Annotated in this window: 19 protein-coding genes; 10 read left to right on the forward strand and 9 right to left on the reverse strand. The window is 72.9% G+C overall.

The window, feature by feature from the left end; all coding sequences use genetic code 11:
- Positions 1–409: 409 nt before the first annotated feature.
- The 4 genes from ACZ4WZ_RS04185 (at position 410) to ACZ4WZ_RS04200 (ending at position 5,867) form a co-directional block, all read left to right on the forward strand.
- Positions 410–1,432 (forward strand): DNA topoisomerase IB, encoded by a 1,023-nt coding sequence (locus ACZ4WZ_RS04185; protein ID WP_467884784.1) that lies wholly within the window; start codon positions 410–412, stop codon positions 1,430–1,432.
- A gap of 39 nt (positions 1,433–1,471) precedes the next feature.
- Positions 1,472–2,269 (forward strand): SDR family NAD(P)-dependent oxidoreductase, encoded by a 798-nt coding sequence (locus ACZ4WZ_RS04190; RefSeq protein ID WP_467884786.1) that lies wholly within the window; start codon positions 1,472–1,474, stop codon positions 2,267–2,269.
- Between the two features lie 120 nt (positions 2,270–2,389).
- Entirely contained in the window at positions 2,390–4,390 is a 2,001-nt protein-coding gene (locus ACZ4WZ_RS04195; RefSeq protein WP_467884788.1) for a hypothetical protein, read from the forward strand.
- A 4-nt stretch (positions 4,391–4,394) separates the two neighbouring features.
- Positions 4,395–5,867 carry an ABC transporter substrate-binding protein gene (locus ACZ4WZ_RS04200; protein ID WP_467884789.1) on the forward strand — a complete coding sequence of 491 codons (1,473 nt, stop codon included), beginning with the start codon at positions 4,395–4,397 and terminating at the stop codon, positions 5,865–5,867.
- Positions 5,868–5,966: 99 nt separating this feature from the next.
- On the opposite strand, the gene ACZ4WZ_RS04205 is transcribed toward ACZ4WZ_RS04200, so the two are convergent.
- Positions 5,967–6,476, reverse strand: a complete 510-nt coding sequence (locus ACZ4WZ_RS04205; RefSeq protein ID WP_467884791.1) for a hypothetical protein — start codon at positions 6,474–6,476, stop codon at positions 5,967–5,969.
- A gap of 253 nt (positions 6,477–6,729) precedes the next feature.
- On the opposite strand from ACZ4WZ_RS04205, the gene ACZ4WZ_RS04210 reads away from it, so the two are divergent.
- Positions 6,730–8,049 (forward strand): polysaccharide deacetylase family protein, encoded by a 1,320-nt coding sequence (locus ACZ4WZ_RS04210; protein ID WP_467884792.1) that lies wholly within the window; start codon positions 6,730–6,732, stop codon positions 8,047–8,049.
- A 76-nt stretch (positions 8,050–8,125) separates the two neighbouring features.
- Here the strand turns inward: ACZ4WZ_RS04210 and ACZ4WZ_RS04215 are convergent, their stop codons facing one another.
- Complete coding sequence (locus tag ACZ4WZ_RS04215; protein WP_467884794.1) at positions 8,126–10,249, reverse strand: transglycosylase domain-containing protein; 2,124 nt, start codon at positions 10,247–10,249, stop codon at positions 8,126–8,128.
- Positions 10,250–10,517: 268 nt separating this feature from the next.
- On the opposite strand from ACZ4WZ_RS04215, the gene ACZ4WZ_RS04220 reads away from it, so the two are divergent.
- The 5 genes from ACZ4WZ_RS04220 to ACZ4WZ_RS04240 all read left to right on the forward strand — a co-directional run bounded on the left by ACZ4WZ_RS04220 (position 10,518) and on the right by ACZ4WZ_RS04240 (position 16,604).
- A complete protein-coding gene (locus ACZ4WZ_RS04220) occupies positions 10,518–11,663 on the forward strand; it encodes an amidase domain-containing protein (RefSeq protein ID WP_467884796.1) in 1,146 nt (381 codons plus the stop codon).
- Between the two features lie 308 nt (positions 11,664–11,971).
- Positions 11,972–13,384 carry a family 2B encapsulin nanocompartment shell protein gene (locus tag ACZ4WZ_RS04225; protein ID WP_467884798.1) on the forward strand — a complete coding sequence of 471 codons (1,413 nt, stop codon included), beginning with the start codon at positions 11,972–11,974 and terminating at the stop codon, positions 13,382–13,384.
- 91 nt (positions 13,385–13,475) lie between these two features.
- The gene (locus tag ACZ4WZ_RS04230) at positions 13,476–14,849 is read left to right on the forward strand and encodes a family 2 encapsulin nanocompartment cargo protein terpene cyclase (RefSeq protein WP_467884800.1); all 1,374 of its coding nucleotides are present in this window, start codon (positions 13,476–13,478) and stop codon (positions 14,847–14,849) included.
- 2 nt (positions 14,850–14,851) lie between these two features.
- Positions 14,852–15,757, forward strand: coding sequence for a geranyl diphosphate 2-C-methyltransferase (locus tag ACZ4WZ_RS04235; protein WP_467884802.1), 906 nt, complete (start codon positions 14,852–14,854; stop codon positions 15,755–15,757).
- A 502-nt stretch (positions 15,758–16,259) separates the two neighbouring features.
- On the forward strand, positions 16,260–16,604 hold the full coding sequence (locus ACZ4WZ_RS04240) for a hypothetical protein (protein ID WP_467884804.1): 345 nt from the start codon (positions 16,260–16,262) through the stop codon (positions 16,602–16,604).
- 54 nt (positions 16,605–16,658) lie between these two features.
- Here the strand turns inward: ACZ4WZ_RS04240 and ACZ4WZ_RS04245 are convergent, their stop codons facing one another.
- From ACZ4WZ_RS04245 to ACZ4WZ_RS04275, 7 genes are all read right to left on the reverse strand, one after another.
- Positions 16,659–17,963, reverse strand: a complete 1,305-nt coding sequence (locus ACZ4WZ_RS04245) for an MDR family MFS transporter (RefSeq protein ID WP_467884805.1) — start codon at positions 17,961–17,963, stop codon at positions 16,659–16,661.
- Positions 17,963–19,057 carry a PLP-dependent cysteine synthase family protein gene (locus tag ACZ4WZ_RS04250; protein WP_467884806.1) on the reverse strand — a complete coding sequence of 365 codons (1,095 nt, stop codon included), beginning with the start codon at positions 19,055–19,057 and terminating at the stop codon, positions 17,963–17,965. Before ACZ4WZ_RS04250 ends, ACZ4WZ_RS04245 begins: the two co-directional genes overlap by 1 nt.
- A 122-nt stretch (positions 19,058–19,179) precedes the next feature.
- Positions 19,180–19,596 carry a hypothetical protein gene (locus ACZ4WZ_RS04255; protein ID WP_467884808.1) on the reverse strand — a complete coding sequence of 139 codons (417 nt, stop codon included), beginning with the start codon at positions 19,594–19,596 and terminating at the stop codon, positions 19,180–19,182.
- Between the two features lie 88 nt (positions 19,597–19,684).
- Positions 19,685–20,137, reverse strand: a complete 453-nt coding sequence (locus tag ACZ4WZ_RS04260; protein WP_467884809.1) for a hypothetical protein — start codon at positions 20,135–20,137, stop codon at positions 19,685–19,687.
- A gap of 120 nt (positions 20,138–20,257) precedes the next feature.
- On the reverse strand, positions 20,258–20,812 hold the full coding sequence (locus ACZ4WZ_RS04265; protein ID WP_467884811.1) for a universal stress protein: 555 nt from the start codon (positions 20,810–20,812) through the stop codon (positions 20,258–20,260).
- 94 nt (positions 20,813–20,906) lie between these two features.
- Positions 20,907–22,415 (reverse strand): sensor histidine kinase, encoded by a 1,509-nt coding sequence (locus ACZ4WZ_RS04270; protein WP_467884813.1) that lies wholly within the window; start codon positions 22,413–22,415, stop codon positions 20,907–20,909.
- A complete protein-coding gene (locus ACZ4WZ_RS04275; protein WP_467884815.1) occupies positions 22,408–23,085 on the reverse strand; it encodes a response regulator transcription factor in 678 nt (225 codons plus the stop codon). The genes ACZ4WZ_RS04270 and ACZ4WZ_RS04275 overlap by 8 nt, the downstream gene beginning before the upstream one ends.
- Positions 23,086–23,507: the final 422 nt, after the last annotated feature.

Consider the following 23,507-nt stretch of genomic DNA (forward strand, 5'->3'; position numbering starts at 1 on the left):
GCGACGGACGCCCAGCGCCCTGCGGGCCGTGCGTGCCGGCCGGGTTACCGCATGCGGGTCGTCCCGGCCCTGTGGGTCGGGCGGTTACCGGCATCCGGGTCAGTCCCGGCCCTGTGGGCCGTGCGTACCGGCGGGGTCGCCGGCATCTCGGCCAGTCCCCGCCCGCGCGGCCGTCCGCACCGGCCGGGTCACCGGGACCCCGGGCAGACCCGGCCCGCACGGGGCCCTCCGCACCGGACCCGGACCCGGCCCCGGCCCGCGCGCCCCGCATGCCGCCGCGCCCGCCCGGGTAGGCGGCGGGCATGAAGAGCCCCGATGCCGGCGGGCACCGCTTCCCGCCGCCGCCCGATGACGGCTCGGGACGGGCGCGGACCCCGCGCACCCGGTGCGACGCGGACCGACGGCTGTCGTGAGGCTGCGGACCAGTGATCCCCACGCGCCCGGATGGCGACGGGTACGCCACGGGCGCGGATTCCGGTACCTGGACACCCACGGCCGGCCCCTGCCCGAGGCGGACGCGGAGCGGGCCCGCGCGCTCGTGATCCCCCCGGCCTGGCGGGAAGTCTGGATCTGCCCCTGGTCCAGCGGGCACATCCAGGCCGTGGGCACGGACGCGGCGGGCCGGCGCCAGTACCTCTACCACCCGCGCTTCCGTGAGCAGCAGGACGCCGCCAAGCACGAGCACGTCCAGCGCGTGGCCCGGGCACTGCCACGGCTCCGGGAAGAGGTGACGCGGGACCTCGCGGGACGGGGACTGCCCCGCGTGCGGGTCCTGGCCTGCATGACCCGCCTGCTCGACCTGGGCTTCCTGCGGATCGGCGGCGAACGCTACGCCCGGGAGAACGGCAGCTACGGCCTCACCACCCTGCTGCGCGAGCACGCCGTCTGCCGCGGCGGCGAGATCCGCCTCCACTTCCCCGCCAAATCGGGCCGGACGGTCGACCGCACGCTGGTCGACGCCCAGGCCCACGCGGTGGTCCGGGCACTGCTCCGCCGCAAGGACCCCGGCCCGCGGCTGTTCGCGTACTGGGAACGGGGCGCGTGGCACGAGGTCCACGCCGAGGACCTCAACGCCTACCTGCGGGAACGGGCACGGGAGGACGTGACCGCGAAGGACTTCCGGACCTGGTACGCCACCGTCCTGGCCGCGGTCGCCCTGGCGGTCTCCGAGGCCACCTCGGACGCCTCCCGCGCCCGGCGCGGGAAGGTCGTCGCGCGGGCCGTGCGCGAGGTGAGCGAATACCTGGGGAACACGCCCGCCGTATGCCGGGCCTCCTACATCGACCCCCGTGTCATCGAGCTCTACGAGGAGGGCGAGACCGTCGCCGCCTCCCTGGACGAGCTGGGCGAGGACGGCCTCTTCGGCCGGCCCGCCACCCACGGCGCAGTGGAGCGGGCGGTCCTGGACCTCTTGCGGACGGGCCGGGCCTGAAGGGGCGATGGGACGCCCGGGTGCGGGTAGGCGCCGGCCATGGAGACGACCAACCCCCTGGCAGTCGTCACCGGTGCGTCGAGCGGCATCGGTTTCGAACTGGCCAGGCAATTCGCCGAACACGGCTTCGACCTGATCATCGCCGCGGAGGACGACGCCCTCGCCTCGGCCGCCGCCGCTCTGACCGGCCACGGCACCCGCGTGGAGGCCGTCCGGACCGACCTCGGCACCCGGGACGGCGTCGAGGAGCTCCACCGCGCCGTCACGGCCACGCGCCGGCCCGTGGCGGCCGTCGCGATGAACGCGGGAGTCGGGCAGGGCGGACCCTTCCTGCGGACCGGCCTGGCGGACGAACTGAAGATCATCGAACTGAACATCACGTCCACCGTCCACCTCGCGAAACTGCTGCTGCCGGGCATGGTGGAGGACGGGGAGGGGCGCGTACTGATCACGTCGTCGATCGCGTCCACCGTGCCGGGTTCGTTCCACGCCGTGTACAACGCCGGCAAGTCGTTCCTGCAGTCGTTCGCCCAGGCGCTCCAGAACGAGCTGAAGGACACCGGGGTCACCGTCACCGCGCTGATGCCCGGCCCGACCGACACGGAGTTCTTCGAACGGGCCGGCATGCTGGACACGAGGGTCGGCCGGGCGCGTAAGGACGACCCGGCCCAGGTGGCCGCGCAGGGTTTCGAGGCGATGATGGCCGGCAAGGACAAGGTCGTCGCCGGCTCCTGGAAGACCAAGGCCCAGGGCCTGGCCAACCGCGTCCTGCCGGACAGCCTGAAAGCACAGGTACACCGGGGCATGGCGGAACCCCGCTCCGGCACGGACGGCTGAAGGGCGACGCGGGCCCGCGCGGAGACCGAAACGATCCAGGAGCGGAAACCCCTGTCTGACTCCCGCTCCGGATGGCAGTCTCTACTTCTCGGAAGCGTCGTCCTGGGGGGATCACGAGTGATGGAGCCGGGTACCGGCATGGGCCTGCGGGGCCGCAGCGGCATCCTGTCCCTGGTCGACGCGTGCCTTAAGGAGAGCCCGACGGCCGAGCGGCCCCTGACCGTGCTCCTCGGCCCCGCCGGCAGCGGAGCCAGCGAGGCGCACAGCGCGCTCATGGAGCACTTCGGGCCCGACTACCCCTTCGCCTTCGTCAACTTCGGCGGGGCCCAGTCCCTGCTGCCGCGCTACGCCCTCGGCCTCCTGGCCCGCCAGCTCGAACGCAAACTGCCCCGCTACGGCCGCTCCCACTTCCCGCTGCTCAGCCTCGGCCTGCTCGCCTCCGACCAGGAGTTGAGCATGCGCAGCCTTCCCGAGGGACGGCGCGCGGTGCAGCGCCGGCTCGACCGGTTCCAGGAGGAGAACGAGGCCAGGCACGGCGACTACCTGGCCGCCTTCTTCGAAGTCGGCATGGGCGCGGTCGGCATGCCCGAAGGCGCCTCCACCGCCGCACTCGCCCTCTTCCAGGACGCCCTGCGGCGCGGCCGCCGCACCGTGCCCGGACTGTTCGGCGGCAGACTGGGCAACCGGCTCACCGCCGGCGCCCACTGGTACGGACGCCACCCCATGACCCGCAGCGCGGACCCCATGGAAGCCCTCGTGGAGCTCAACCTCTGGCGGCACGAGGGCGACGAGAACGAACAGGAACGGCTCGACCTCATCCTCTTCTCCGCCTTCCTGGAAGACCTCAGACGCAACACCGCCCGCAATTTCATGCCCCGCTCCTACCTGCTGCTCCTCGACAACTCCCACACCGAGTACGGCCGCCGCTTCCTCGACCTGCTGCTGCGCTCCCGCCACGACGAGACGGTCGTCGCCGGCCGCACGAGCGACCCGCTGACCGTCGTCGCCAGCTCCAACCGCTGGCTGCCCCGCTGGGGTCCGGCCACCGGGGAGTCCTGGCCCTGGCAGCTGCGCGGACCCGACCGGGCCTCCCTCGCCGACTGGAACGCCCACCGGCCGACCCGCGACAGCGAGGACTCCTGGTGGTACCCGTTACGGCTGCGCGACCTCAACCTGGACGAAGTGCGGATCCGGATCGAGCTCCAGCTCGGAGGGCACAGCGACCTGGCCCAGCTGACCCGCCTCACCCCCTTCGTGCACCGCCTCACCGGAGGACTGCCCCGCGCCGTCCACCAGGTACTCGACGTACTGCGCCAGGCCGGGCCCCCCAGGGACCCGGGGCCCGGGCAGGACCGCTGGCTGCGCACGCTGCCGGACCGGCCGCTGCGCACCGGGGAGGACTCCGCCACCCTGGCCGACACGGCCCTCGGCCACCTCCTGCGCGACTTCGACAGGACCCAGCGCACCGCCCTCGCCGAATGCGCCGCCGCCCGGGACTTCTCCGTCGCCACTCGGCTGCTCAGCCCCGACGACTCCCTCTTCGGCGACATCCGCTCCCGCTGGCTGCTGAGCGGGCCCGTCTCCGTCGTCCCCGTACTCCACCCGTGGCTGCGCCGGCTGCTGCTGTGGCGGCTGGCCGCACGCCCCGACGGGTGGGACGCCGTGCACGAACTCCTCGCGGAGTACTACCACGGCGAGGGCAAGCCGGTGCAGGAGATGTACCACCAGCTCGCCCGCGGTCGGACCGAGGAGGTCACCGCCCACCTGGCGCGGCGCTTCACCGCCGTACCGGCCGCCCAGTGGATCTCCGAGTTCGACGCGATCACCGCCGCGCCGAACCGCCTGCCCGCCGACAGCGGACCCCTGGAACTCCTCGCGGGACTCGTCCCGCGCCGGCCCGGGCGGGTGATGGACACCGAGTCCGTGATCCACACGCTGGTGACCACCCGCTGGGTGTGGAGCGATCCGCTCGCCGACCCCGCCATGCGGCTCAACGACATGATCGCCGACGGCTACACCCAGCTGTCCCAACTGCGGAGGAACGACATCGTGGCCCTCTTCAACGAGTCGGAACGGTACCGCCACTGGCGCGATCCCCAGACGGCCGGCTGGGAGGGCTGAGCACGTGCCCAGACTCGAATGGCCCCTCCACGTCGTGCGCCGCGTCGCCCTCGCCACCGCGGCCGTCGTCGCGCTGGCCGCCGGGCTCTGGCTGGGCCTCGGCTGGCTCCAGGACCGCCAGGCACGATGCGGTGACGGGGTCGTCGAGCGCGGCGCGCAGGACGAGTGCGTCGGAGTGACCGACGGCTCCTACGTCTTCGCCCCGCACCTCGACGCCGTCAGCGAGAAGATCGAGGAGGAGAACCGCAGGGTCCTCGCCGACGAGGAACCGTACGTCAGCGTCGCCTACTTCACCTCCTTCACCACCACGGCCGAGGACAGCAACTCCGCCGAGGGCGTCCGCCACGAACTCCAGGGCGCCTACCTCGCCCAGTACCGGCACAACCGGGGCGACCTCGCCGCCACCCCCAAGATCCGCCTGCTGATAGCCAACCCGGGCAGCAGGTCCGCGCAGTGGAAGCACACCGTCGACGAGCTGATCGCCCGCAAGGACTCCCCGGACCGGCTCGTCGCGGTGACCGGCCTCGGTCCCAGCACCAACGAGAACCTCGCGGCCATAAAGCGCCTCTCCGAACACGGCATCGCCATGGTCGGTGCCACCCTGACCGCGACGAACATCCAGGACATCAACGGCTTCGTGCGGATCGCCCCCACCAACGAGGACGAGGCGTACGCGGCCGCCGGCTACCTCAAACGGCACGGGGTCGCCACCGCCGTCGTCCTCCAGGACGTGGCGGAGGGAAACCTCTACGCCTCGACCCTGGGCACCGCCTTCACCAAGGCCTTCCACGACGGCGACAAGCACCGACTCGTCTCCGAGCGCATGACCTACGACTCCTCCGTCAGCAGCGCCTGGCAGAACGAACTGCGCTACATGCCCGGCCAGTTGTGCCAGCAGCGGCCCCAGCTCGTGTACTTCGCGGGCCGCGGCCGGCACCTCACCCACTTCCTCGACGCGCTCTCCAACCGCAGCTGCACCGATCAGCAGTTCACGGTGTTCGCCGGGGACGACACGACCAACCTGAGCGCCGAGCAGCTCGCCCACGCCGCCGAGACCGGCATCCAGGTGCTCTACACAGGCCTCTCCCACCCCGACATGTACCGCTCCGCGCCCCAGGCGGTGTCCGCGCCGTCGGCGAAGAACTTCCAGCCGGGCGGACTGCTGCACCAGTGGTTCCCGCACGACCCGCGCGAGGACGGCGGGGCCCTGATGGGACACGACGCGGTCCTCGCCGCGGCCCACGGCATCCAGATGGCCGCCCGCTGGCAGGGACAGGTCGCGGGCGACGCGGTGGCCCGGATGTTCCACCAGATGGACGGCACCCAGCAGGTGGCCGGCGCGAGCGGATTCATCTCCTTCCAGAACAACGGCAATCCGCGCAACAAGGCCGTCCCGATCCTGCGCCTCAACGGCAAGGGCCAGGTCGAGTTCGTCGAGGTGTCCGCGGCGGAGGGGAAGCCGCCGCAGGAACGGTGACGCGGGCCCGTCAGGCCGCGGGCCTGCCGGGCCGGTGGCGGGTCGCGCAGTGCGGCCAGGGCGCGTCCGACCCCGCTGCCGCCCGCCCGCCGGGCGGTGTCAGTGGCGCAGGGCCGTGCCGGTCCGGGCCTTCACCGTGCCGGACAGCTCGTGCGTGCTGCGCGCCGTGCCCCGGCCCGTGCCCCCGCCCGCGACGTCCGCGACCGTGACCACCACGGTGTCGAGGACCTTGCCGCTCTCGTCCTCGAACTCGACCTGCACCGCGAAGGACTTCTGCCCCTCGTCGGTGTTGCGTACGGTCACGGGGACCGACGTACGGCCGTCGGCGTCCTTCGTCACCGTCCCCAGGGACACCTGGTCCTTCGCGTCGACCCCGTCCTTGACCTCGGCGAGCTTGTCCTTGGCCACGGCGGCGGCGGACTCGGCGGCCCTCGCCGCCTCGGCGGCTGCCGACGAGACGGCCTCGCCGGCCGATTTCACCGCCTCGGCGGCGCTCGACACCGCACCGGACGGCACGCCGCCGTCCGAACAGCCGGCGGCGCCGAGCGCCACCGCCGCCAGCACCACACCGCCCGCCGCACCACGCATCCACACGACCGCCGCCACCACGCCTCCAAGGGTCTTCCGGGCTCCCAGTCAAAACCCCGGCGGCCCGGATGCCCACCGGAAGGGGCAACCGGGTGACCGCCGGAACGGGCGGCTCCCCCCGCGGCTCCTCCCGCGCCTGCCCGCCCCCTGTGGACCGGCTGTGAAACCGGTCGGTACGGGGGGTGTGGTACTAGAGCCGTGCCGAGAAGTTCTATATTCGTATGAAGCATCCACGCGCGGCCCGGCTGCGGAGATTCAGGGGGGTACGACCGCGATGGCCGAGACCGACGCCGGTGCCCGGGCGAAGTCCCGTACGGCCCGCAAGGCCCGCCGCAAGACGCGCAACCGCAAGCGCCTGGGCATAGCCGGGGCCGTACTCGTCGCGGGCGGGGCGGGCGTCGCGTTCGCGGTCGGCCTCCCGGGATCCTCCGACGCCGAGCACGACGCCAGACTGGCGGCCCCGGCGGGGGCGGGCGCGGTGACCGGCGGGCCCGGCTTCGGCAAGGGCCCGAAGCCCGACTGGGACGGCAAGGTCGAGGTGCTGGGCGACGGCTCCACCTCCTACACCGGGCCGCAGCCGGGACAGCTCAAGCCCGAGAAGCTGAAGCCGGGCGAGAAGCCGCCGCAGTTCGTGGTCTTCTCCTGGGACGGCGCGCTGGAGGGCGACGACCACCTCTTCTCGCACTTCCGTCAGGTGGCCAAGCAGAACAAGGCCCACATGACCTTCTTCCTCACGGGCATCTACCTGCTGCCGGAGAGCAAGAAGTCGCTCTACCGCCCGCCGCAGCACGGCCAGGGCGCGGCCGCCATCTCGTACCCGACCGTCCCGCACGTGCGGTCCACGATCCAGCAGCTGCGCGGCGCCTGGACCGACGGCCACGAGATCGGGTCCCACTTCAACGGGCACTTCTGCGGCCCCAAGGGCGGCGGGGACTGGAGCCCCGAGGAGTGGAAGAGCGAGATCGACCAGACGTACGCCTTCATGAAGGGGTGGAAGACCAACACCGGCTTCACCGGTGAGGCACCCCTCCCGTTCGACCCCGACCGGGAGGTCGTCGGCGGCCGCGCGCCCTGCCTCGAGGGCCAGAAGAACCTCGTGACCGCGATCAAGCAGTACGGCTGGCGCTACGACGCGAGCTCTTCGGGCGACTTCCAGATGTGGCCGTCCAAGATGGACGGCATCTGGAACTTCCCGCTCCAGCTCGTCCCCTTGCAGGGCAAGGAGGTGCAGGTCCTCTCCATGGACTTCAACTTCCTCTACAACCAGTCGGGCGACAGCACCCAGGGCGACCCGGCGAAGTTCGCCGGCTGGCAGGCGCAGGTACGCGGCTCCTACATGAACGGCTTCAACCGCGTCTACAACGGCAGCCGGGCGCCGATGTTCATCGGCAACCACTTCGAGGACTGGAACGGCGGCATCTACATGAAGGCCGTCGAGGACGTGATGAAGGACGTCTGCAACCGCCAGGACGTGCGCTGCGCGTCCTTCCGGGAGGTGGCGGACTGGATGGACGTCCAGGACCCGAAGGTCCTGGCCCAGCTGCGGATGCTCGACCCCGCTCAGGCGCCGGACTGGAAGACGCTCATCAAGTGACCCGGGCCGGCGCACACGGCGCGGCCGGGACACGCGGCGCGTGCCGGGCCCGTCGTACGGCCGCTCCCGGCGCCGCCTACTTCACGGCCTTCGCGTAGTCGGCCCACAGGCCGACCGCCCGTGCGCTGCCGGGCGTCGTGGGGGCGTCGCCGGCCAGTCCCGTCAGCGGCAGCGGGATCAGGTCCAGCAGCGACATCCGGTAGACCACCACGGCCGTGGTCTCCTGCGCGGTGGTACCCACGAACCAGCCCGCCGTGTTCGCCGCGGTCGTGCCGGTCTTGCCCGCCGCACCCGGCTGGGCCTTGGCGGCGGCCTTGGCCGAGCCCTCGCTGACGGCCGCCCGCAGGGCCTCCGTCACCGTGCGCGCGGTCTTCTGCGACATCGCCCTGGCCGCCTTCGGCGGGTCCAGCGGCACGGCGGCGCCGGCGCGGGTGGCCGACCGCACCGAGTAGGGGTCGGTGTGCATTCCGTCCGCCGCGAAGGTCTGGTAGGCGCCGGCCATCCGGATCGCGCTGGGCGTGGAGTTCTCCCCGAGGGCGAAGGAGGGGATCCGCGGCCCGAGGCTCGAGGCGAGCAGCCCCGAGCGCTCGGCGTACGACTCCACCCGGTCGAGCCCGACGTCGAGGCCGAGCTGGAGCATGGGGGTGTTGACGGAATGGGCCACCGCCTGCTGGAGGGTGATCTGCCCCCAGCTGCGGTCGCCCTCGTTGTGCCCCTTGACCACCTTGCCGCTGCGGTCCCAGTACGGACCCTCGGGCGTGTGCACCGTCGCCTGGTCGTTGCCGTCGTACACGCTGGAGGGGGAGACCGGGGTACGGGCCTGGCCGCGCGTGCGCAGCACCCCGTCCTCGAGCGCGGCGGCGTAGACGAGGGGCGTGAACACCGTGCCGGCCGGGATCGTCGTCGCGTTCGCCTCGTTGAAGCCCTGCTTCAGGTAGTCGGGGCCGCCGTACACGGCGAGCAGCCGGCCGTCGCGGGCCACGCTGGCCGCGCCGATCTTCGCGTACTTGTCGGTGTCGGGACGCCGCTCGGGGTCGATGTCCTTCTGGGCCTGCTGGACCGCGGCGGTCAGGGCCGCCATGCGGTTCTTGTCGAAGGTCGTGTAGATCTGGTAGCCGCCGAGGTCGAAGTCGGACTCCTTGAGGTGGCCGGCCTTGATCGCGTACGCCTTGGCCATCTCCACCAGGTAGCCGTTCTGGGCCCCGGGCATGCCGACGAGGGAAGCGGCGGAGGGCTCCGGGAACTTCGTGTACGTGGCGCGCTCGGCGGGGGAGAGGTGGCCGGTCTTGACCATGCGGTCCAGGATCCAGCTCCAGCGCTCGACGGCCCGCGCGTGGTTCTCCTTGCCGAGGGAGGGGTCGAAGAGGCCGGCGCCCTTGAGGAGGGAGGCCAGGAAGGCGCCTTCGCTGGCGTTGAGCTGCGAGACGTCCTTGCCGTAGTACGCCTGGGACGCGCGCTGGATGCCGTAGGTGCCGCGGCCGAACCAGCTGGTGTTGAGGTAGTCCTCCAGGATCTGCTTCTTGCCCGCGCGGCTGTCCAGCTTCACGGCGAGCAGCAGCTCGGTGAACTTCCGGGACAGGGTGCGGTCCTGGTTCAGGTACGCGTTCTTCACGTACTGCTGCGTGATGGTGGATCCGCCCTGGGTCTCACCGCCGGTCACCGCGGCGCGCATCGCGCGCAGCACGCCGGACGGGGAGACCCCGGGGTCGGAGTAGAAGCTGGCGTTCTCGGCCGCGAGGACGGCTCCCTGGACCTTCTGGGGCACCTTGTCCAGAGGCATCTCCTGCCGTTGGACCCAGCCCGTGCGGGCCATGGTGGAACCGTCGGACCAGTAGTAGACATTGTCCTGTTGTGTGGCGAAAGAGTTGAGGTCGTCGGGTATGTCCGTGGTTGCGTAGGCGATTCCGACGAAACCCGCCATGCCGACGAACAGGTACAGGAGGGCGCCGGCCCATTGACGGCCCGAGGGGGCCCACCGGCGCCAGCCGCCGCGCCCCGGCCTCGGGTACGCCGGCCGCAGACGGCGCAGCCCGGGGCGCGCCGCGGCGAGGACCGGCGCGAGCACCGCCGGGAGACGGCGGGCCGGGCCGGAGCCGGGCCGCGCCCGGCGGCTCCCGGCCTTCCTGCGGCGGCCCGAGGCGGCCGCTCCGCCGTCCTTCGGGGCCGCCCGCCTGCCCCGTGATCGCCCTCTTGAGGACATGTCCTGCCCGCCCACTCCGAATGCCCCCTGTGCCGTGCTTCCTCCTACACCCTAGATGCACCTCCTGTGAAGCCGGAGGGGAGGTGGGGTGAAGGCGGACGGATCGCCGGGACGCCGCCCCGCCCGGAAGTGGAAGCGCGCGGACCGGCGCCTGGCGTGATCATTGCCGGGCGAGACGGGACGAAACGGAACACGGCCACGGCGTCGCCCAGTTGTGCGAAGATTCCGTCGCCCGGTCCGTGCGGACCGGGTGACAAGGGGATGCACAGTGATACCTAAGAGGTTCAGGCTGGCCGCCATCGGCGCTCTGACCGTGGCCATGGCGTCCGGCAGCCTGTTCGCCTACTCCGCGAGCGCGGGCACGACGGAGGAAGCCGACCGCGCCACCGCGGACGCTTTCGCCCGCATTGCCGACGACGTGCTCTCGCAGCGCACGCAGGCCCTGGTCGACGGTCACGTGCGGCACCGTGACGCCGCGCCTTCCTCCAAGAAGAAGGCCCGGCTGTCGGACAGGCTGAAGAAGGACGAGCACGCGGCCATCGCGTCGCTGAAGTCCCGCAAGACCCGCCTCGCGGAGCTCGGTGAGGCCTACACGGCCGCCGACACCAGCGTCGTGGTGGACCGAGCCACCCTCACCGGCGGCAAGGCGACCGTGCAGGTCACCGAGCAGACCACGCTCACCTACAAGAAGGTGCGCGGGGACGAACCGGACACCACCGACTTCAAGACGCGCTACGAGCTGACCCTGACGGGCAAGAAGGGCGGCTCCTGGGAGCTGACCTCGATCAAGTCCCAGGACAGCGCGAACGCCCCCGTCGCGGTCAACGAGCCCGTGGCGGCCGGGGTCGCCGTCGTCAAGGACGACGGCAACCAGTACCCGGACGGCACGCCCGCGTCCACGAAGTACCCGGCCACGCCGAATCCGAAGAAGACCACCGGCGGCGCGTACGACTACAACGCCATGGCGAAGTACGCGGAGAAGTACTGGAGCAACTACAACCCGGCGTACCGCAAGTTCAACGGCGCCGGCGGTGACTGCACCAACTTCGTCAGCCAGTCGCTGAAGGCCGGCGGCTGGAAGCCCGTTCCGGGCTCCTCCTCGGACTACCGCAACTGGTGGTACGACGGCACCCGCCAGTCCGTCTCCTGGATCGGCGTGAACGAGTGGGCCTGGTTCACGCTCTCCAACCAGCGGGCCACGAACCTGGCGAACGTGTACCAGATGGACATCGGCGACGTCATGCAGGTGGACTTCAACAAGGACGGGTCCAAGGACCACTCCATGATCGTCACCTACCGCAGCCGTGCCGGGATGCCGTACCTCACGTACCACTCCACGAACACGTACCGGAAGTCGCTCGCGAGCATCATCGCGTCCTACCCGGACGCGCGCTACTTCGCGTACCGCACCTGACGGTCGCCCTCCTGGGCCCCTCCCGCCGGCGGAAGCCGGCGGGAGGGGCCCTTTTTTCGTGCCGGTGGGGAAGGGGTGCGCGGCACCGGAGGGTCCGGCTCCCGCCGGCCGCCGGATCAAACCTCCAGTCACCCAAGATCACTGCATTGAGGTAATGCCCTCGGCATTCCAAGGTCATCCGGGTCGGCCGCTGGTTACTGTTCCCCGAGATCTGGACGGATTCCCGGATATTCGCCCCCCTTTTTTTCCTTTTCACCGGTGACGTGCGCCTGTGCCCATCGCCGTGCTTACGAAGGAGAGCTCGCCCCATGACCGTTGACACCAGCCCGGAAGCGCAGCTGGATCCGCCGCAGCAGTCCAGCCTGAGCACCGCGGCCGCCCGCAACCTTGCCTCCACGACCAAGTCCGCCCCGCAGATGCAGGAGATCACCTCCCGGTGGCTGCTGCGGAGCCTGCCCTGGGTGGAGACCAAGGGCGGCACCTACCGCGTCAACCGCCGGCTGACCTACACCGTCGGCGACGGACGCATCGAGTTCGTCCAGGACGGTGCCTCGGTGCGGGTGATCCCCCGGGAGCTCGGGGAACTGGCCCTGCTGCGCGGTTTCGACGACCTGGAGGTGCTGACCGCGATCGCCGGCCGGTGCGTCCAGCGCGACTTCCGGGCCGGTGAGGTGCTCGTCGAGCGCGGTGCCCCGGCCGACCGGATCCACATGATCGCGCACGGCCGCGTCAGCCAGACCTCCCTCGGCAAGTACGGCGACGAAGTGGCCGTCGCCACGCTCGCCGACGGCGACAGCTTCGGCGAGAACGCCCTGCTCGACGACGACGCCGACTGGGACTACACCGCCACCGCCGAGACCCCGGGCACCCTGCTCAGCCTCTCCCGCGAGGACTTCGCGGCCCTGGCGTCCTCGGCGCCGAGCCTCCAGGCCCACCTCCAGCGGTTCAGCTCGCTCCCGCAGCAGCGGCAGAACCGTCACGGCGAGGCCGAGATCGCGATGTCGGCCGGCCACACCGGCGAGTACGAGCTGCCCGGCGCCTTCGTCGACTACGAGCTCAACCCCCGCGAATACGAGCTCTCCGTCGCGCAGACCGTCCTGCGGGTCCACACGAGGGTCGCCGACCTCTACAACGGCCCGCACAACCAGACCGAGGAACAGCTCAGGCTCACCATCGAGGCGCTGCGCGAGCGCCAGGAGCACGAGCTCATCAACAACCGGGAATTCGGCCTGCTCCACAACGCCGACTTCAAGCAGCGGATCCAGACCCACTCCGGCCCGCCCACCCCGGACGACCTCGACGAGCTGCTCTGCCGCCGCCGCGGGACCAAGTTCCTCTTCGCCCACCCCAGGACCATCGCGGCGATCGGACGCGAGTTCAACGCGCGCGGGCTCTACCCGGACCACGTCGACGTCGGCGGTCAGCAGGTCCCGGCGTGGCGCGGAGTGCCGATCCTGCCCTGCAACAAGATCCCCATCAGCAAGGAGAACACCAGCTCCATCCTCGCGATGCGCACCGGCGAGGACAACCAGGGCGTCATCGGCCTGCGCCAGACCGGTCTGCCCGAGGAGTACGAGCCGGGCCTGTCGGTGCGCTTCATGGGCATCAACGAGCAGGCGATCATCTCCTACCTGGTCACCACCTACTACTCCGCCGCCATCCTGGTGCCCGACGCCCTCGGCGTCCTGGAGAACGTACAGATCGCCCGCAAGCGCGACTAGGCCCCCGGCCGCAACGGCCCGGCATCCTCCCGGGCGGGCCGCGCGCGCCCGGGATCCGGGCCACCTCACCCACCTCACCAAGGAGTCACGGATGCCCGAGCCCGGGCCTTCCCCTCTGCAGTCGAGCCTGCCCTCCGCCGCGGCGCACTTCGGGGCGCACGTCCTCACCAACGCCCTCGGCCGGGGCCGCGTCCCGGACCACGCCCCCGTCGCCGAGGCGGCGGCCGCCGAGACCGCCGTCGTGGCGGCACCGGCCGCCGAAGCCCCCGTCGCCGCCCGCCCCGCCCTGCCGACCGCACCCGTCCTGCCCTTCGGCACCGCCCCCGCCCCCGGGGCGGTGCCCGCACCCGCGGAGGACGCCGCGGCGGTGGGGCGGGCGGGCCCCGCCGCCCTGGAGCGGATCCTGCGCGGGCCCAGCGGCCTCGGTACGGCCGCCCTGCACCTGGCCGGGACCGGGACACCGGCGGCGGCCGCGACCCCGGCCGAGGGCCGGCCCATCCCGGGCCTCTACTACCACCCCGTGCCCGAGCCGGACCCGGTGCGGGTCGAGGAGGTCAGCCGCCGCATCAAGCGCTGGGCGGTGGACGAGGTCCAGGCGTACCCCCCGGAATGGGAGGACCAGTTCGACGGCTTCTCCGTGGGCCGCTACATGGTCGCCTGCCACCCGGACGCACCGACCGTCGACCACCTGATGATCGCCACGCGGCTGATGGTCGCCGAGAACGTCGTGGACGACGTCTACTGCGAGGACCACGGCGGCTCGCCCGTCGGTCTCGGCGGAAGGCTCCTGCTGGCGCACACCGCCCTCGATCCCGTCCACACGACGCGGGAGTACGCGCCGGCGTGGGAGAAGTCGCTCCTCTCGGACGCCCCGCGGCGCTCCTACCGCTCGGCCATGGAGTACTTCGTCCGGGCGGCCACCCCCTCCCAGGCCGACCGGTTCCGGCACGACATGGCCCGGCTGCACATGGGGTACCTCGCCGAAGCCGCCTGGGCCGAGACGGAGTACGTCCCGGAGGTGTCCGAGTACCTGGCGATGCGCCAGTTCAACAACTTCCGGCCCTGCCCCACCATCACCGACACCGTCGGCGGCTACGAACTCCCGCCGGAGCTCCACGCCCAGCCCGCCATGCAGCGGGTCATCGCGCTCGCGGGGAACGCCACGACCATCGCCAACGACCTGTACTCGTACACCAAGGAACTCAACTCCCCCGGCAAACACCTGAACCTTCCCGTGGTGATCGCCGAGCGCGAGGGGCTTTCCGACAAGGACGCCTACCTGAAGGCCGTCGAGGTCCACAACGACCTGATGCACACCTTCGAGGCCGAGGCCGCACGACTGGCCGCCGCCTGCCCCGTACCGACCGTGCTGCGCTTCCTGCGGGGAGTGGCCGTATGGGTCGACGGCAACCACTACTGGCACATGAGCAACACCTATCGCTATAGCCTGCCCGATTTCTGGTAAGGATGGACTTATCCGTGACTAGCACCGATCTCACCACCACTGCCACCTCTTCCGCCGGCTCCGTGCTCATTCCCGCGCCGAGCACGCCCTACCAGGGGGACATCGCCCGCTACTGGAACAACGAGGCCAGGCCCGTGAACCTGCGCCTGGGCGACGTCGACGGCCTTTACCACCACCACTACGGCATCGGCGACATCGACCACGCCGCCCTCGGCGACCCGGCCGACAGCGAATACGAGAAGAAGCTGATCGCCGAGCTGCACCGGCTGGAGTCGGCCCAGGCCGAACTGCTCCTGGACCACCTCGGCCCCATCGGGCGCGACGACACCCTCGTGGACGCCGGCTGCGGCCGCGGCGGCTCGATGGTCATGGCCCACCAGCGCTTCGGGTGCACGGTGGAGGGCGTCACCCTGTCGGCCAAGCAGGCCGACTTCGCCAACCAGCGCGCCCGCGAACTCGGCATCGAGGACCACGTCCGCGCCCGGGTCTGCAACATGCTGGGCACCCCCTTCGAGACCGGGCAGGCCGCGGCCTCGTGGAACAACGAGTCGAGCATGTACGTCGACCTGCACGACCTCTTCGCCGAGCACGCCCGGGTCCTCGAGGTCGGCGGCCGCTACGTGACCATCACCGGCTGCTGGAACCCCCGTTACGGCCAGCCCTCCAAGTGGGTCTCCCAGATCAACGCCCACTTCGAGTGCAACATCCACTCCCGCCGGGAGTACCTGCGGGCCATGGCCGACAACCGCCTCGTCCCGCAGGCGGTCATCGACCTGACCCCCGACACCCTGCCCTACTGGGAGCTGCGGGCCACCTCCTCCCTGGTCACCGGCATCGAGGAGGCGTTCATCAACTCCTACAAGGACGGCTCCTTCCAGTACGTCCTGATCGCGGCCGACCGCGTCTGAGCAGGCACTGACGGGGCTCCGGCCGAGCCCCGGCCGCCGCCCCGAGGGGCCGGGACCGTCAGCCGACGGACCCGGCCCCTCCCCGGCATGTGACCATGGCCCCCGGTCCATCCGCACCACCTGGGGGAAGCATGTCCACCCGCACCACCGCCGCGCGTCCGCTCGCCGCCGCGCTCGCCGCGCTGTTCGTCCTGGCCGGCTGCACCTCACCGGACAACAGCCCGCGGGCGGCGGCCAGTTCCCCGGCGGCCACGCCGGCACCCCCGCACCGGGCGGCACGGGGGCCGGGTACGAGGGACCGCGGCCGCAGGACCAGAACCTGCTGGCGTGGACCGGCGACCCCAACGACGCGGGGCACGTCACCGCGCAGTCGGCGGCCGGCGTCGGCGGACGGGTCACCCTGGTCCGGGTCGTTCTGCGCCAGGAGATCACCTGGTCGAACATCTGGCTGGGGCTGGCCGGCCTCGACCAGGGGGCCCGGCTGTCCGACTGCTACCTCGGCGTGTACGACGCCACCGGCACCCTGCGCGCGGCCACTCCCGACATCTCCCCGCAGCTGATGACCGACCCCGTCGCCAAACCGCTCGCCCTGGCCAAGCCGTTCGCCGCCGCCCCCGGGACCTACTTCATCGCCCTCCTCCTCAACGGCAACTGGGCCACCAACGCCCTCACCCTGAAGTCCACGGGAGCCGGCATCTCGGTCAACGCGGGCCTCACGCCCCCGAACCTGCGCTACAGCACCATCCTGACCGGCCAGAGCTCCCTGCCGCCCACCGTGAACCTCGCCGAGCAGTCCACCAGCACCATCAACACCGGCTGGGGCAGCCAGTGGTACGGCATCTCCTGACCCCGGCACCGGTCGGCGGGCGGCACCCGGCCCGCTCGCCGGCCGGGCCGGAGGTCAGGCCGCCACGGTCTCCGGCTGCGCCTGCCGGGCCGGCGCGGCGAGTCGGCCCGTGCGGTCGAGTCCGTACAGGGCGGCCGTGCAGCCGAGGCCCAGGACGAACAGGGCCAGCCAGGGGAGCGCCGACATCCCGGCCGAGCGGGCCGCGTCCAGCGCCGCCCCGGTGAGCAGGTTGCCGACGGCGATGCCCACACCGCAGACCGTGTTGTACAGGCCGTAGTGCGTGGCGACCAGGCGGTCGCCGCAGAGGCGGACGATGGTGTCCATCTCGAAGGGGTACGCGATCATCGTCCCGGCGGCCAGCAGCAGCGCCGACAGCACCGGCGGCACCGCCGCCAGCAGCCGTGTCCCCCACTGCGACTCAGGTACGGGCAGTGCCGTGGCCGCCAGCAGGGGCAGGAAGGCCACCCCCATGGTCAGCAGGCCCGCGGCCAGCGCCCGGCCCGGCTCCAGACGGGCCTTGCACCAGGCCGTGACCCGGGTCTGGAAGAGGATCGTGCTCAGTCCGGACACCGCGAAGAGCACCGCCACCGAGGCCGTCCCGAAGCCCCCCTCACCGCCGACCCGCCGGACCTCCAGCGGCAGCGCCATGTAGACCTGGAAGGTCATCACGTACGAGCCGATCATCGCCACGGAGAACAGCAGGAACGGGCGGTTTGCGAGGATCCCCCGCCACTGGGCCAGCACTCCCTCCCGGGGGCTTTCGGCGCGCTCGGCGGCGTCGTTGCCGCGGCGGGCCGGCAGGGCGCGGATCTGCACGGCGCTCAGCACCGCGAAGATCCCCGCCGCCACCAGGCAGGTGACGCGGAAGTCGACGCCCGTCAGCACCATGCCCACCAGCGGGCCCAGCAGGATGCCGGCCTGGTAGAAGACGTTGAACAGGGCGAAGGCCTCCACCCGGCGCTCGCCCGCGTCGGCCGCCAGATAGGCGCGGGTGGCCGGGTTGAACAGGGCCCCGGCCAGGCCGGTGGCCGCCGAGGCGGCGATGAGCGCCGGCACGGAGTCGACCAGCCCGAGCGTCGCGAAGCCGGCGATGCGCAGCGCGAGCCCGGTGATGATCATCGGCTTGTAGCCGAGGCGGTCGGCGAGGGTGCCGCCGATCAGGAACATGCCCTGCTGGCTGAAGTTGCGCACCCCGAGGATCAGCCCGACGGTCCAGCCGGCCAGCCCCAGCGGACCGGCCAGGTGCGTGGCGAGGTAGGGCATGAGCATGTAGAAGCCGAGGTTGATGGTGAACTGGTTCACCATCAGCAGCTGGACGCTGCGCTCGTACGTGCGGACCTGCGCGAGGGTGCCCTTCATCACGCCGCGACCTCCGGCGCGCGCAGGGTCAGCGGGTCCACCACGTTCGTGCAGCGGGTCCAGCGGGTGACCTCCTTCTCGTCCAGACGGCCGATCGTCTCGGGTTCGGCGGCGGGAGGCGAGTCCATCAGCCCGTGGGCGGCGCAGTAGTCGTCGTCGTACACGGTGCCGAGGTAGCGCTGCGGGCCGTCGGGGAAGACCGCGGCGATCCGGGTGTCCCCGGGCAGGGTCCGGGCCAGCCAGCCGGCGACGAGGGCGACCGCGCCGACGCTCCAGCCGCCGGCGGCGTAGTGGGACGCGGCGAGCTGGCGGCAGGTCCACACGGCCTCGCCCGGTGCGACCCAGTGCACCTCGGAGAACTGCTCGTACGCGACGTTGCGCGGGTAGATGCTCGATCCGAGACCGCGCATCAGGCGGGTCCGCGCGGGTTGGCCGAAGATGGTGGAGCCGACGGTGTCCACGCCCACGAGCTTCAGGTCGGGGTAGAGCTGGCGCAGCACCCGGGAGACGCCCGCCGAGTGCCCGCCGGTGCCGACGCTGCACACCAGGACGTCGATGTGGTGGAGCTCGGTGGCCAGTTCGAGGGCCAGCGGGGTGTACGCGGTGGTGTTGTCCGGGTTGTTGTACTGGTCCGGGCACCAGGAACCGGGATGCACCCCCAGCAGCTGGGTGACGCGGTCGCGGCGGGCCTGCTGCCAGCCGCCGGCGGGGTGCGGCTCGGAGACGACGTCGACCTGTGCCCCGTACGCCGTCAGCAGGCGGATCATCGACGGTTCCAGGCCGGGGTCGGTGACCAGGGTGACGGGGTGCCCGTGGACCATGCCCGCCAGGGCGAGGCCGAGGCCGAGGGTGCCGCTGGTGGACTCGATGATCCGGGCGCCCGGCTTCAGTTCGCCCCGCGCGCGGGCCCGTTCGACCATGTGCAGGCCGGGGCGGTCCTTGATGCCGCCGGGGTTGAAGCCCTCGAGCTTCGCCCAGAAGCCGCGCCCCGCCGGGGCCAGGGGCTCCGAGACGCGCAGCAGGGGGGTGTTGCCGACCAGCCCGGAGAGTCCGGTGCGGGCGGGAGGAGTGACGTCGGTGGCCGAAGAATGCATTGTTCCGCTCTCGTTTGATGGTGCTTCGGGTGGTCGCGCTCGTGGGAATGCCGAGCCGGGGCAGGGCAGGGTCCGCCCGTTGGGCATACGTCAGCCGTTGCGAACGGGCTTACGGGAGCGGACTAGAGCCGCCATCGACAGACGATGGTCAGAGTGGAGCGTCCCGAGCGGACGGACGCCGGTCCGGTGGTGCTCGCGGGTACGGCCCGGGCGGCCGCCGGAGCGGCGCCCGCACCCGCCGAGGGCCGCGCGGGCCCTGCGGGCAGCGGGCTCGGGGCCTGCACCGAGGTGGCCGGGCCGGAGGAGGCGCAGCTCGTGCCGTGCCCCGGATGCGGGTGCGCGTGGCCCAGGGGTTCTGCGGGAGGTGTCAGTCCCGGCTGCAGCGCGGCTCCAGCGGCCGACGAGCGGTACGAGACGTCGGCGTGCCCCTGCGAGGAGCAGACGAGGGCCGCGGACAGCAGCGCGCCGAGGGTGACGACCACCAGCGTGCCGAACCAGGATGAAACGGGAAAAAAGGGGTGTGCGGGGGGACGGGTCAACAGAGTTCCTCCGTGCGGCGGGCACCCCTCGGCCCGGAGGGCGCGGGGGCGGTGGGGATCGCGGGACGGGCCCGGACGGATCCCGGGCCTACACCTGGAGGACGGCGGAGGCTCTCGAGTGCGCCGGGGGCGCGGCTGCGGCCGGGTGGCGGGCCGTGCCGCCGTGGCCGGCCCCGTCCCGGTGGGCCGCGAGGGCCGCCCGGGCGACGGCCGCCGGCGGGGGAGCGGCGGTCGCGTCGGCCGGGGAGCCGGCCCGGGGAGGCAGGGGGGTGCAGCCGTGGACCGGGTGGGAGGGGTCGTGGCGGTCGGCGGGGGCCGCCGAGACCGGGGCCGTGGTGCCGGGCGGCGCCGCCGGCACGGCCGGAACCGGTGTGGCGGACGCGCGGGTGGGGGACGTCGGGGCGGTGGCGTGGGCGGCGCCCTGGGAGCCGGTGCCGTGTGCGCAGAGCAGACCGATCAGCAGCAGGGCCAGCCCGAGCAGGTGCGCCAGGCCCGCTGAGGTGCGGACCCGCTGCGTACGGGAGGACCGGGCTGTGACCACGCCGTGATCGTAGCTCGCCCCCCGCGTGATGTACGGGCCCGAACCGGACAATCGCCGACCGCGCCGTGGCCGGGGGCGTGCCCCCCCGGACCGCGCCCGGCCGGGACGCCGCGGGAGGGTTCACCCGGCCAGCTTTCGCGCGTCCAGCGGGAGGTGCCACGCGTTGCGGCGGCGCACCCTCTGCAGCTGGGCCTCCAGCGGGTTCGGCGGCACGGCGAGTACGGGGCACGGCGCGTGCGCCAGGCAGTGGCGGGCCACCGAGGGCCGCAGGGCCCGCAGCAGCCGTCCGCGGCGGCCGGCGCCGACCACCAGCAGGTCGTCGGCGTCCCGGGCGGCGTCGGCCAGGACGGCTCGCGGGGTGCCCCGTACGATCTGCGCGGTCAGGGGGACGCCCGGACCGCCCGCCCCGAAAGCGGCCACCAGGGCGTCGCGCAGCCGCCCGGCCGCCGCGGCCCGGTACTCCGGGTAGGAGTCGCAGGCGCAGGCGCCCGGGCTGCCCGGAGCCCCGCGCGGGGTCTGCCAGGCCAGCACCGCCCACAGCTCCGCCCCGCGCAACCGGGCCTCGTCCGCGGCCCGGTGCAGGGTCGTCGCACTCCCCGGACCGCCGCTCACACCCGCCACTACCCGTCGCCCCACCGCCGGCCCCTCCCGAGTCGCCCGCCGTCCGGCTTCCATTGAACTCCCGCCGGGGCGGCCCGTACGTCAGCGGTGCGTACGGACCCGGCCGGGCGGCGTCAAGTTCCCGTCAGAAAGGGACGACCGCGCTCCGCTACACGTCCGAGGAGTCGCCGTTCCGGCACGGGCGGCGCGCCGGGAGCCACTCCGGCGCCGTCGGCAGGACCGCTCGCAGGCGGGCACCGCGGGCCGAGGGTTCGGCGGTGAGGGTGCCCCCGTGATGGGCGGTCAGGTCGCGGGCGATGGCGAGGCCCAGCCCGGCGCCGCCGTGGTCGCGGCTGCGGGCGTCGTCCAGCCGGGTGAACCGCTCGAAGACCCGCTCCCGGTCGCCGGGCGGGATGCCGGGACCGTCGTCGATGACCTCCAGTACGGCGGTCCGCGCCCCGGAGCCGCCGGTGGTGGTCAGGACGATCTCCACCCGCCGGCCGGCGAACCGCTGGGCGTTGTCGAGCAGGTTGGTCACCACCCGGGTCAGCCACATCTCGCTGCCCTCCACCGTCACACCGCCCTCCAGCTCCATGCGTACGGGGACCCGGTCGCCCATCCGTGACTCCACGGCGGAGCGCACCACGGCACCCAGGTCCAGCGGGACCGCCGCGACGGGCCGGGCCGCGTCGATCCGGGCCAGCAGCAGCAGGTCGGAGGCCAGGTGCTGGAGCCGCTCGGTGTCCTCGAGCGCCCCGCCGATGAGCTCCGGCCACAGCTCCGGGTCCCGGACGGCCAGGGCCACTTCCAGCTGGGTGCGCAGCACGGTGAGCGGGCTGCGCAGTTCGTGCGAGGCGTCGGCGATGAACTGGCGCTGGCGGTTCCCGGAGGACTCCAGCCGGTCCAGCGTGGCGTTCATCGTCTCCGCCAGCCGGGCCACCTCGTCACGGGTGGGCGGCACCGGGACCCGGCGGTGCAGGTGCCGGTCGGTGATCTCGGCGACCTCCGCGCGGATCGCCTCGACGGGCCGCAGGGCGCGGCCGGTCACCCGCCAGGTGACCAGGGCCACCGTGGCGAGGAGCAGCGGCCCGCCGACCGCGAGGGCGGCGGCGGTGGTGTCGTCCGCCGCGTCCACATCACGCAGCGAGGTGCCCACGTACACCGTGATCAGGCCCTGCGGGGTGTCCGTGGTGACCTGCACGACCCGCAGCCGGTGTTCGCCGCCGAGCGGCCGGACCCGCCAGGTGTGGAAGGCGGTGCCGGGGCGCGCCGGCCCGCCGGGGCCCAGCGCGGGCGCGCCGGCCAGGTTCGGGGTGGCCCGCAGCACCCGGCCGCGCGCGTTGACCACCTGGACGAAGTCGGCGCCGGGCAGGGGTGCGCGCATCCGGTCGAGGCCGCCGGTGGCCGCGAGCCGCGCGATGGTCACGGCCTGCCGCTCGGCGTCGCGCTCGGCGTTGCGCAGCAGGTTGGCCTCCAGCAGCCCGATCAGCGCGAACGAGGCCAGGGCGAGGGCCGCCGCCACGACGAGGACGGCGCCGGCGGTGGCGCGCCCGCGGACGGTGGTGGGCCCGATCCGGCGCAGCAGGCGGCGTACGGGTTCGCGTACCGGGCCGAACGGGCGGGGTGCGCGGGGCTTCGGGCGCGTCCCCGGCCGCGCCTCCGGGCGGGGCTCAGCCACCGTCCGCCGCCAGCCGGTACCCGGCGCCGCGCACGGTCTCCAGAGAGGACCGGCCGAACGGCGCGTCGATCTTCCGGCGCACCGCGCTGACGTGCACCTCGACCACGTTCGGATCGCCGTCGAAGGCGCTGTCCCACACCTGTTCCAGGATCTCCCGCTTGGGCACCACCTCGCCGGCGTGCCGGGCCAGGTACTCCAGCACGGCGAACTCCCGGGCGGTCAGCCGTATCTCCGTCCCGCCCCGGGAGCACAGGTGGCGCGCGGGGTCCACCAGCAGGTCGCCGAACTCCATGGACCGCGGGCCCCGGCGGCCCGTGCGCCGGGCCAGCGCGCGGAGGCGGGCGACGAGGACGAGGTAGGAGAAGGGCTTGGAGAGGAAGTCGTCGGCGCCGGTGTCCAGGGCCTCGGCCTCGTCGTACTCCCCGTCCTTCGCCGTGAGCATCAGGATCCCGGACTCGTTGCCGGCCGCGCGCAACCGGGCGCAGACCCGGTAGCCGTTGAGGCCGGGCAGCATGATGTCCAGCACGATCAGGTCGTAGTCGTGCTCGCAGGCCATCCACAGGCCCTGCGGCCCGTCGTGGGCCACGTCCACCGAGAAGCCCTCCGACTGGAGCCCCCGCTGGAGGGCCAGGGCCAGTCGTCGTTCGTCCTCCACCACCAGTACGCGCATGCCGCCCAGGGTCTCAGGCGGGGTCCGGGCTTTGCTGAAGGGGTCTTCAGGCGGCTTCAGGTGGGCTTCAGCATCGCCTCGGCATGCTCGGTGCCGAGCCGGGTGCGGTGCCCGGTTGTGCCTGAGGAGTCCCGCCATGTCTGAGTCCTTCCCGCAGCCCGAACAGCCCGAGCAGCCCACGCGTGCCGCCGAGCCGGCGCAGCCCGCGCAGCAGCCGGCGAAGTCCCCGCGCCAGGGGCTGGGCGCGGCCGTCACCCGGGGCGCGGCCGCGCGCTGGGCGCTCGGCGTCGGCGCGGTCGCGGTGATCGTGGGCGGCGGGGTGGGGGGGGGGGGGGGGGGGGGGGGGGGGGGGGGGGGGGGGGGGGGGGGGAGGGGGGCGGGGGGGAAGGGGGGGGGGGGGAAGAGGGGGGGCCGCGGGAGTG

This window comes from Streptomyces sp. NPDC029122, assembly GCF_055569445.1.

Bases quoted from the DNA above. Each gene is read 5' to 3' on its own strand.
- ACZ4WZ_RS04190 (WP_467884786.1), top strand. From the start codon at position 1,472: ATGGAGACGACCAACCCCCTGGCAGTCGTCACCGGTGCGTCGAGCGGC.
- ACZ4WZ_RS04195 (WP_467884788.1), top strand. From the start codon at position 2,390: ATGGAGCCGGGTACCGGCATGGGCCTGCGGGGCCGCAGCGGCATCCTG.
- ACZ4WZ_RS04210 (WP_467884792.1), top strand. From the start codon at position 6,730: ATGGCCGAGACCGACGCCGGTGCCCGGGCGAAGTCCCGTACGGCCCGC.
- ACZ4WZ_RS04215 (WP_467884794.1), bottom strand. From the start codon at position 10,249: ATGTCCTCAAGAGGGCGATCACGGGGCAGGCGGGCGGCCCCGAAGGAC.
- ACZ4WZ_RS04225 (WP_467884798.1), top strand. From the start codon at position 11,972: ATGACCGTTGACACCAGCCCGGAAGCGCAGCTGGATCCGCCGCAGCAG.
- ACZ4WZ_RS04230 (WP_467884800.1), top strand. From the start codon at position 13,476: ATGCCCGAGCCCGGGCCTTCCCCTCTGCAGTCGAGCCTGCCCTCCGCC.
- ACZ4WZ_RS04235 (WP_467884802.1), top strand. From the start codon at position 14,852: ATGGACTTATCCGTGACTAGCACCGATCTCACCACCACTGCCACCTCT.
- ACZ4WZ_RS04245 (WP_467884805.1), bottom strand. From the start codon at position 17,963: ATGAAGGGCACCCTCGCGCAGGTCCGCACGTACGAGCGCAGCGTCCAG.
- ACZ4WZ_RS04250 (WP_467884806.1), bottom strand. From the start codon at position 19,057: ATGCATTCTTCGGCCACCGACGTCACTCCTCCCGCCCGCACCGGACTC.
- ACZ4WZ_RS04265 (WP_467884811.1), bottom strand. From the start codon at position 20,812: ATGGAAGCCGGACGGCGGGCGACTCGGGAGGGGCCGGCGGTGGGGCGA.
- ACZ4WZ_RS04275 (WP_467884815.1), bottom strand. From the start codon at position 23,085: ATGCGCGTACTGGTGGTGGAGGACGAACGACGACTGGCCCTGGCCCTC.